We start from the raw sequence: 9,307 nt of genomic DNA, 5'->3' as shown, positions 1-9,307 counted from the left end.
CCGGGCGGCGGAGACGCGGATGTGACGCGGGGCCTGGTCGTCGTGGGCGATCTCCCGCGCGACGACCGCGGCGGCTTCCCGGTGGCCGCGGTGCAGCCGCGCGGCGGCCCAGGCGCTGCGGCACCGGACGACCGGGCCCAGGGTTTCGTCTCGCGCCATCTCTAGGAGGCCCAGTGTCCCTTCCTCCGGCTGGAAGTAGCCGATCGCCTTCCAGGTCCGCAGCCGGGCGAGCGCGTCTCCGTCGGCCAGGAACCGGCGCAACACAGCGAGCACGTCACCGCGCAGATCCGGCCTGGCCGACCCCAGTCGCCGGGCGGCCGCCCGGCGCGCGGTGAGCGGGAGTGTTTCGTCCCGCATCAACGCTTCCAGGGCCGCCGTCCCGAGCTCGTGGCCTCGCGGCCCCAGCCGGGCGAGGTGCCGGGCGGCCCGCCAGCGCAGCTCCGGGTGGCAGCCTGAGCCGGCCGCGATCGCCTGATACAGCTCCGCGGCCGCGGAGCGGTCTTCGCGGCTGTACCCGGACAGCCAGTTCGCCGACTTCAAGCGCAGCCAGAGTGGTTCACGCTGATCGTCGCGCACCGCGCGGACGTCGTCCATGCGCCGAAGACCGATCAGGATCCCGAGCCGGAGCCGACCGGCGATGCGCTCGTCGGTCAGCAGCTCCTCCAGATCCTTCCGGCACGGCCCGGGCAGCTCGGAGGTCAGCTCGATAACGACGAACCCGGCTTCGGCCCGCTCACGCCCGGGCCGTTCGGCGTCCGCCAACACGGATTGAGCCTCGGCGATGACGCGTCCACGCCAGCGGTTGTCCAGGAAGGCCAGTTCCCGCCGCGCGCGACGGGTGGCGACCCGGCCGCGAGCCAGTTCCTCGAGTTCCCGCACCGCTCCCGGTTCGAGCGCGGGCGCGATCCGGCTCAGCGCCACCGCCGCTTCGATCCGGGCCGTCGGGGCCGATTCCGGGCCGGCGAGCCGATCGAGGAGTGCTCGCTCGGCTTCCTCGGCCAGCAGCGCGTCGGTCCACCGGCTCACGCGATCCGACCAGGTCTTCGGCGAGACCAGGCGGTCCTGCACCAGCGCGCGGCCGACGGATCGGCTGTCCTTTCCGGCGAGGTCACGCAGAACGCCGGCGCGGACCTTGCCCGAAGTGGCCGCCGGGTCGTGCGCCAGCGCCAGCCGGAGCGGGGTCATCCCGGTCTCGGGGGTGAAGTAGTCGAGCACCCGCAGCGCCTCCCCGCGTTCCCCCTGCGTGAGCTCCGGCGCCCCGGCCAATCGCACCAACGTCCGGCGCGCGAACTCGCCCGCCGGGCCGCCGAACACCGCGAGCTGACCGGCCGCGTCGCAGCGTTGGTCGATCGGCTTGCGCTCGTCCACCATCGTCGCGCGGAAGTCCGCGGCGGCCCCGCTGACGGTAGGCGGGTCCACGGTGACCAGCCTCGTCGTCGCCCTGGCTCGCCAGACGGCATCGCCGAACGGGTCTTCCGCCTGCGACCGCAGTTCGGCGATCACTCCGGGGACTTCGGTGGTGGCCATTTCCGCGAGCAGGACCGCCGCTTGCTGCCGGTGGCGGCAATCCGTATCGCGATCCAGCATGATTGCGCGCACGTCATCCACCACATCGACACCGGCCTCAACAGCACTGCGCACGCTGTAAATCCAGGCGGCCTGCTCCATTTTCGCCCGAAGACCGAGGACCGTCGCCACAGCATCCGCCGGTGGCATGGTGCCGTTTCTCAGCAAGAGCACCGCGGCATCGCACCGCGACGTGGCGTCCACCGCAGAGTCCACCGCGATCTTCGTCAGCGCTGCCAACACATCGTCGCCCAACGCGTCCAAAGCAGCCATTGCTTCCGCAGCGCTGCAGACCCGGTCAGGTCGGCTCTCTACGGAAAGCACAGTACGTCGCAGTGCATCGGACACGAGACGGCGCGTCGCCGCGCCAGTACGACTGGCTTGGCGTCCCAGTGTCGTGAGCCAGCTACCGCTCACGACAGCATCCCGGATCAGTCCCACCATTCCTCGTGCGGCCGCGAGGTGGTACCGGTGGTGCATCGACGTCACGATGAGAACCGCGTCAAACCGCTGGCGACCGCTGAGTGCACGGTCACCGACAACCCGTTCCAGCAGCCGCGCCAGCTTGTCCGGCTCAGGAACCTCCCAGCGGTACGACGGGAGACCTTCGCCCCACGCCTCGGCGCCTGCCCGTCCGAGCGGCAGCCTGCTGATCTCGGCGGAAGCCCGCTGGTCCATTCCCGGGAGGAAGCGTTCCAGTTGCCGCCACGCGGCCAACCGGGTCTTCAACGGGAGCGACGCCGCTGTCAGCCGAACCAGCCGATCCACTGCTTCGGCATGGAATTCCGGTCCGAGGGAAGCCAGTTCGTAGGCCGCGCTCAGTTGGGTGTAGGAGGTCGATTCCGGGCGGTTCAGTGCGGAACGGAGCCTCGCCACGGCTGATTCCCGGTGAGGGGCGCCGAGCGTGGCGAGGAACCCGAGAGCGCTCATGACAAGTCCGTCGTATCCACGCGAATGGTTCGCGGCTCGGGTGAGCGCGTCCACGGCATCCGGCCACTGGTCGGGTCCCAGGTCGATCAACCTGCTGCCCACCGTGAGCAGCGATCCCGATACCGCAGCGGGATCGTCCAGCGTGGAACGAGCCAGCGCCACGGCCCGGACGCGGAACTCGGGTCCGCAGTCGGCGAGCAGCGAACCGAGGTGGGCCTTGTCGAAAATGTGCCCGGCCAGGCCGGTCGCCAATTCGACCACGAGCTCGCCCGCCCGCGTGCGGTGTTGCGGACCGAGCTGTGACAGAGCCCGAGCGCTGTCGATTCGGTCGGCGAGTTGCAGCCGGGGGTCGGCGATCCGGTGTTCCAGCGCGGCGGCAGCCTCCGCGGAATACTCCGGACCCAGCGACGACAGGCCACGCGCGGCGTCCTCGATCCCGATGAGCGGCCACGACGGGCGATGGAGCACAGCCCGGAACACCGCCGCACAGCGTTCGTGGTGCGCGAAGTCGATGTCCAGCAGGCTGCGCGCCGCAGCCACGAGGTCCTGATCGGTCGCGCTCGGGTTCTCCAGGACCGCGGTCAGCGCGTCGATGGCGCGGGCCCGGGGCTCCGCACCCAACCCGGCCATGACGACGGCGGCGTCCCCGTGCTGCACTGCGGTGGCAGCCGGGCTGTCCAGAACGGCCAGCAAGCCGTTCACCGCCGCTTCGCGCTCGCCATCACCGCACTGCGACAGCGCTTCCGCCGCGTTGAGCCGGGCCTGCACGTCGACAGCAGCGCTCTGCACGGCCTGCCGGAGCGTCTCCACGGCCTCGTCACGGGCATCGTTGTCGAGCCGGGTCCCCAGCGCCACGGCGGCCTCGACGCGCGATGGCCACGGCATCCCGCCATCCCGCATGAGGGCCTGCAGCCAGATGACCAGGCCGGGGTGGTGCGCGGCCCGGCTGACCTCGGCCAGGATCTCGCCGCCCGGGTGCTGCGTGGTCGCGGCCCAGGCCCGCGCGGTGGCCAGGAAAGCGTCCACGACTTCCGTTCCCGCCGGCACGTGCCAAGCGAGCAGGCGCCCGGCGAGCAGGTGCTGCTGGGGCCCGCCGTCGTGGAGGTACCGGATCAGGCGATCCGCCTCCGCCGGGTGCAACCGCGTGTAGTGGACCAGGACGCGCCGGGCGTAGCGACCGCGTTCTTCGGGCTCGGCCGCGTGCAGCAGCCCGACGATCTCCTGGTGTGCCGAGTCGAAGGTCGCCGGGAGCTGCCGCGCCTTCGCGGTGGCGGCGAGGTGCTCGGCGAAACTGTGGTGGAGAAAGCCGAGGTCGTCGCCGCGGCGGAGGAAGGGCCCGACCGCGGCCAGGTGTTCGACGAGCTGCTCGCGCCAGCCGGTCTCGGCGCCCAGCCCCGGCAGCTCGGCGCCCACCCGGCGGCAGGCCGCGGTCACCAGGGAGGTGTCCTCCTCGAGCCGGACCCGGCCGAGGTACTCCATGAGCGAGCCGCAACACGAGTCGAACGGTCCCGGCTGCACGGGGTGCGCGGATCTCAGGTAGTCCAGGTACGTCTCGTACAGCTCGTACTGGTTGTCCGGCAGCGGGCGGTCGGCGTATTCGTCGAAGATGATCGCCGCGATCGTGGCCAGCAATGGGACCCGGACCAGCTCGTCCAGGTGCGCGTCGCGGATCTGGCGCAAGAACGTCTTCGCATCGCCCGAGCCCTGCGCGAACCAGTTCTCGGCGAACCGGCGGAACGCCTCCTCGTCGAACGGCAGCAGTTCGTAGCGCGCCGCGCCGATGCTCTGGAACGGCGCCAGCGTGGCGCCTTCGATCGGCCGGGTGGTGAGGACGACGCGATACGCCGCGGTGGCGTCCGACGCCCACGTGGCCAGGACCGTGACCAGCAGGTCCCGGACCGTCGTGTCGGCCACCTCGTCCAGTCCGTCGACGAGCAGCAACCACCGGCAGCCGGCGAGCCGCCCGGCCAGGTCGTCGGGCCTCGGCGGGTGGGCGAGCATCGCGCCGTACTCGCCGCGGACGGTCTCCGCCAGCGCTTCGAAAAAGGGCAGCTCGAGCCGGGTCGCCAGGGCACGCGCGGTCACCCTCAGCGGCACGACGGGTTCGCTCAGCGGGGCTGAGCCACCGGCGCCCTCCCAGTGGCGGGCCACATCGGCGGCCAGGCGCAACGACAGCGTGGACTTCCCCTGCCCCGGCCCGCCGGTCACCAGCAGGTGTGCACTGCTGTCGAGCGCTTCCGGCATGCTCCGCGACGGCGGCCGCACGGTGATCCGCGCCGCCGGCGGCCCCGGGACGTCGATGAGCCGCCCCTTGCTGTCGAGCACCGGGAGCGGGCGCGCCTGAGCGGACGGTGGCAGGTCGGTCCCGGTCGTCACGTCCTGGCGCACATAGACCGTCGACAGCGAGGTGCGGCGTGCTCCTCGCAGCCGGTACGGCATCTTCTCGGCGTTCCGGACCTGCGCCCGCAGCAGGGAAACGATCTTCGGCGGCAGCTCCGGGAGATCCGACCAGCTCGTGGGCGGATCCACCGGAACCGGCTCGGCCGCCGGAGAAGCCGACGGGAAGCCGACGTACATGTCGCCGTGCACCGTGCCGACCTGCAGGGCCGCTCCCGATACCTCTCCGGATATGTGGTTGGCCGGCTCCGGCGGTGGTTCCTCCGTCACGAATTCTCCTCCCGCCGGACCGGCATCCTAGCGGTTCACCGCGCGACCGAACACATTCAGTGATGACGGACAGGCGTCACGCCAGCGGCGCGAGCGCCTCGGCCAGCGCATCCTGCTGCAGCCGCACCGGGTAGGTCTTCGGGTCGGCTGCCGCCAGGACGTTCAATCCCTCCACCAGCGCCACCAGGCTCTTCGTCGTCAGCTCGACCCGGTCGTCTGTCCACTCCGGACGGCAGGCCGTCACCAGCCGGTGGATGCGGGCCAGGAACGACCGGTTCGCCGCGCGGTGGCGTCCGGCCAGGTCGTCGTCGGCCAGGGCCGCCGCCAGGAAACCCACCCAGATGCGGCTTTCGTCGTGGTGGCCGTGCGGGAGGTCCACCGCCTGGCCCAGGACCGCCGCGAGCGCGTCGAACGGCCGGGTGCACGCCGCTTCCGCCGCGTCCGCGCGGACCGCCGTGCGCTCGTACAGCAAATCGCGCGCGTGCAGCAGCAACGCCTTCTTCGTCGGGAACGCGTGCATCACCAAGCCGGTCGTGCAGCCTGCGCGGTCGGCGACCGCGCGCAGCGTCAGACCCGGGAGGCCGGCTTCGGCGAGCACCTGCCAGGTCGCGTTCGACAGCAGCTCCCGCTGCGCCTCGACGTCGCGCTGCTTGGGCATGGCCCGGAAGCGTAACAGATGCTACGGTAACGTCTGTTACGAAAAAGAGGGGGTGCCCCGATGATCGACTGCGCGCTGACGATCACCCCGGTGACCTGGGACGATCCTGACGCCGTCCGCCTGCGCGATGCCCAGCGGACCGAGCTCGATGCCCGCTACGGCACCGACGACCACGAGCCCGGCGCCGTCCCCACCGCCGAAACCGTCGCCGTGTTCCTGCTCGCGCGCGACGCCGGCGGCGCCGCCGTCGGCTGTGGCGGGCTGCGGCCGCTCGGGCCCGGGTCGGGCGAGGTCAAGCGCATGTACGTCGAGCCGGCCGCCCGGGGCACCGGCGTCGCGGTCGCCCTGCTGCGCGCCCTCGAAGACCACGCGCGGGAGCTCGGGATCACGCGGCTGCTGCTGGAAACCGGCACCGGTCAGCCGGACGCGATCCGGTTCTACCAGCGCGAAGGCTACGAGCCGATCGAGGCGTACGGGCCGTACCGCGGCGAACCGCTCTCACGCTGCTTCGCCCGCGATCTGTGATCGGCTTTCCGATGGCCGCCCCAGGCTGAGCTATTGGCGGCCGGACGCGCACCGGGCCTACCGTCGAAGGCACGGCGAATCCGCCGTGCCTCCCACGAACCGGAGTTTCCCTTGCGCATCAAGCAGATCGGCGCCGCGCTGGCCGCCGTCCTGGCCGTCTCCGCGACACCGGCCGAAGCGGCGCCGGGCGAAGCGGCGCCGCGGATCGTCCCGCTCGACCTCGCCGCCGGGCAGCAGCCCGAAAACATCGCCTTGGAGCCCGACGGCTCCGCCGACCTCACCTTCGCCTACACCGGCGAAATCGGCCGCGTCACGCCCGGCGGCCAAGTCGGTGTCATCGCCCGGATCCCGGTGCCCGCCGACGGCGACGTCCCGGTGGTGCACCGGAAACTGTTCCTCGGCGGGATCGTCCGCGCCCCGGGCGGCGATCTCTACGTCGCCGTTTCGACCGGCACGGCGGCGACCGGCCTCTACCGCGTGCGCCCCGGAACCGCGCCGGCGCAGGTGGCCGCGCTGCCACCGGCCGGCTTCCACAACGGCGTCGCCCGCGACCCCGTCAGCGGTGACGTCTTCGTCGCCGACTCGTTCGGCTCAGTCGTCCGGCGCGTCTCGCCGCGCACCGGGCGGGTCACCGACTGGGCCACCGGCGAACTGCTCGCCCCGGTGACCGGCTTCGGCGCGAACGGCGTCAAGGTCCACGACGGCGCGCTCTGGGTGTCCAACCTGGACCGCGGCACGCTGGTCCGGTTCCCCCTCACCGGAGCACCCGGCCGGGTCGTCGTCTCGGGTCTCGGGCCGGTCGACGACTTCGCGTTCCACGGCGGGGACGTCGTCGCGGCCGTCAACCAGGAGAACCGGGTGGTCACGGCGGGCCACGACGGGGTACGGACCATTTTGTCCATTTCGGATGGCCTGGCCAACCCGACGTCGGTCGCCGTCCGCGGTGACGCGCTGTACGTGGCCGACAGTGCGTACTTCGGCGGATCCCCCAACCTGTTGCGCACCTGGCTGAAATGAACGTGCATCCGCACGCCGATTGTGCACGCGCTTTCCGCGATCTTCGGGAAACGGTTGCTGGGAGCCAAATCCACCGGTAAATTGGCGGACCCCGGTGCTCGGCCATCGGTCACCGGGGTTCGCGCTGCTCGGCGGGGTGGGGAGGCCGCCGTCGAGAATGCGCTTTCCGGCGGTAGGGGTCACCGCCGGGTGCAGGAGGGAAGCGGTGCCTTGGTGTTGCGGGGAACGGTCATGGCCGAGCACGTGACCGAGCCGTACGTGGTCGGCCTGGAAGCCATCGCAGGTGAGCTGCTGCGCGGCAAGTGGTGCGTCTACCTGCACGAATGGCTCGGCGACGACCTCGATCTGCCCACCTGGCAGGCGGAAGTGGCCGCGCACGCCGAGCACGCCGGGGTCGAAGTCTGCTTCATCGAAATCCCCCGCAAGGACATGACGCTGGTGGCGAACGTGCGCGCGCTGCCGAGCTTCGAGCAGGTCACCGAATCCGTGGCGGCGCTCGAGCACTACCGGGGGCTCAAGGCGGGCAGCCGGAACGTCGTCAGCCGCCGGTCAGCCCAGTGACACGAGCGCGATCGCCGCGCCCGCACCGAGCAGCCCGGCGACCTGGGTCCGGCTGAGCCGCTCGCGCAGGAAGACCAGCGCCAGCAGCACCGGCACCGCCGGGTAGAGCGCGGCGAGCACGGTCGCGACGGCCAGTGGCTGCCGCTGGGCCGCGAGCAAGTAGAGCACGATCGCCGCGCTGCCGCACACCCCGGCGAACGCGGCCGCTCCGGACAGCCTCGCCGGCAGCCGCCACGGCGCCCGGGTCGCCGCCACGAGGACGGCGATGGCCACCACCGACACCGCGCGGCCGAGCACCACCGGCCAGAACCCCGCTTCGGGCGGGATCCGCGACAGCGCGACGAACTGGACGGCGAACCCGAGCCCGGCGACGAAGGCATCCGGGATCCCCGCCGCCGTCCGGCCCGCCCGCTCCCCACGCGACCGCGATACCAGCCACAACGCCGGTACCGCGCAACACGCCCCGGCGAGCGCGAGCGGTGAAAGCCGCTGCCCCGGCAGCACCAGGCCGAACAGGACCGGCAGGACCACGGCGGCGACGTCGCTCGCGGGAACGACCAGGCTCATCGCCCCCTTGCCCATCGCGCGGTAGAGGAAGGCGACGCCGACCCCGGTACCCGCGCCGGAGAGCGCGCCCCAGCCGAGCGCCGCCGCGGTGGGCGCGCCCTGACCGGCCAGCGCGGCGAAGGGAACGCTCACGACGGTGCCCGCGACCTGCGCGTACAGCGAGACGGTCATCCCCGGCGCGTGGCGGGAAACCAGCCCGCTGTTGAAGTGCGTGACCCCGAAGCACAGCGCCGAAACGAGCGCGAGGACGTTGCCCGTCACGGCGATCCGAGTTCGCGCTGCGCCTGACCGACCGGGCAGACCCGGTCCTGCGCCACGCAGCCGGGGCGGTCGCAGAGCCGGCACATCAGGTCGCCCGAGCGGACTTCGGCGTGCAGCCCCCGCAACAGCTGTTCCAGCAACGGCTCCAGCGCGTCCGGATCGGACACCGCGTCCAGCGCGCCGGCCAGCACTTCCCGCCGGGCTTCGAGCGCGCGGTTCGCCGCGGACCGGCCCGCGCGGGTGAGCACGATCCCGACCGCACGGCCGTTCCTCGCCTGCCGCCGCACCAGCCCGCGCGCCTCCAGCTGGTCGAGCATCCGGGCACAGGCCGGCTGGCTGAGCCCGATCCGCTGCCCGAGCGCGGTGCCGCCGGTGCCGGGGAACTCGGTCAGGACGACCAGCGCGGCCGTCCCGCTCAGGCTCACCCCGGCGGCCGCCGCGGCGGCGGCCGTCATCCGGTCGGACAGGTTCAGCACCGCCGCGCCGAGCAGGTTCACCAGCCGGGTTTCATGCATCGCTCATGCATAACACACAAGCCCGGCATCGACAAGGTTG

At 72.2% G+C, this 9,307-nt stretch carries 7 protein-coding genes; 3 read left to right on the top strand and 4 right to left on the bottom strand.

Translation table 11 applies throughout. The features are described 5' to 3' along the window. A partial coding sequence (locus ACWEGE_RS11075; RefSeq protein ID WP_449660261.1) for a hypothetical protein occupies positions 1-5,163 on the bottom strand: 5,163 nt, incomplete at its 3' end. A 76-nt stretch (positions 5,164-5,239) separates the two neighbouring features. Further along, complete coding sequence (locus tag ACWEGE_RS11070) at positions 5,240-5,821, bottom strand: TetR/AcrR family transcriptional regulator (RefSeq protein ID WP_449660260.1); 582 nt, start codon at positions 5,819-5,821, stop codon at positions 5,240-5,242. Positions 5,822-5,881: 60 nt separating this feature from the next. Here ACWEGE_RS11070 and ACWEGE_RS11065 point away from each other — a divergent pair, with 60 nt between their 5' ends. From ACWEGE_RS11065 to ACWEGE_RS11055, 3 genes are all read left to right on the top strand, one after another. After that, a complete protein-coding gene (locus ACWEGE_RS11065) occupies positions 5,882-6,346 on the top strand; it encodes a GNAT family N-acetyltransferase (RefSeq protein ID WP_449660259.1) in 465 nt (154 codons plus the stop codon). A gap of 111 nt (positions 6,347-6,457) precedes the next feature. Further along, positions 6,458-7,363 carry a hypothetical protein gene (locus tag ACWEGE_RS11060; RefSeq protein WP_449660258.1) on the top strand — a complete coding sequence of 302 codons (906 nt, stop codon included), beginning with the start codon at positions 6,458-6,460 and terminating at the stop codon, positions 7,361-7,363. 231 nt (positions 7,364-7,594) lie between these two features. After that, positions 7,595-7,924, top strand: coding sequence for a hypothetical protein (locus tag ACWEGE_RS11055; RefSeq protein ID WP_449660257.1), 330 nt, complete (start codon positions 7,595-7,597; stop codon positions 7,922-7,924). On the opposite strand, the gene ACWEGE_RS11050 is transcribed toward ACWEGE_RS11055, so the two are convergent. Beyond that, complete coding sequence (locus ACWEGE_RS11050) at positions 7,913-8,752, bottom strand: EamA family transporter (protein WP_449660256.1); 840 nt, start codon at positions 8,750-8,752, stop codon at positions 7,913-7,915. The two genes, ACWEGE_RS11055 and ACWEGE_RS11050, sit on opposite strands and share 12 nt — an antisense overlap. Further along, entirely contained in the window at positions 8,749-9,267 is a 519-nt protein-coding gene (locus ACWEGE_RS11045; RefSeq protein WP_449660255.1) for a MarR family winged helix-turn-helix transcriptional regulator, read from the bottom strand. The genes ACWEGE_RS11050 and ACWEGE_RS11045 overlap by 4 nt, the downstream gene beginning before the upstream one ends. Positions 9,268-9,307: the final 40 nt, after the last annotated feature.

The organism is Amycolatopsis sp. NPDC004747, from assembly GCF_053601335.1.
The sequence above is the reverse complement of the archived record's forward strand: the minus strand, read 5'-3'. Positions and strand labels throughout refer to the sequence as shown.

Excerpts from the sequence above, each read along its gene's own strand:
- ACWEGE_RS11070 (WP_449660260.1), bottom strand. The coding sequence starts at position 5,821 with ATGCCCAAGCAGCGCGACGTCGAGGCGCAGCGGGAGCTGCTGTCGAAC.
- ACWEGE_RS11065 (WP_449660259.1), top strand. The coding sequence starts at position 5,882 with ATGATCGACTGCGCGCTGACGATCACCCCGGTGACCTGGGACGATCCT.
- ACWEGE_RS11055 (WP_449660257.1), top strand. The coding sequence starts at position 7,595 with ATGGCCGAGCACGTGACCGAGCCGTACGTGGTCGGCCTGGAAGCCATC.
- ACWEGE_RS11045 (WP_449660255.1), bottom strand. The coding sequence starts at position 9,267 with ATGCATGAAACCCGGCTGGTGAACCTGCTCGGCGCGGCGGTGCTGAAC.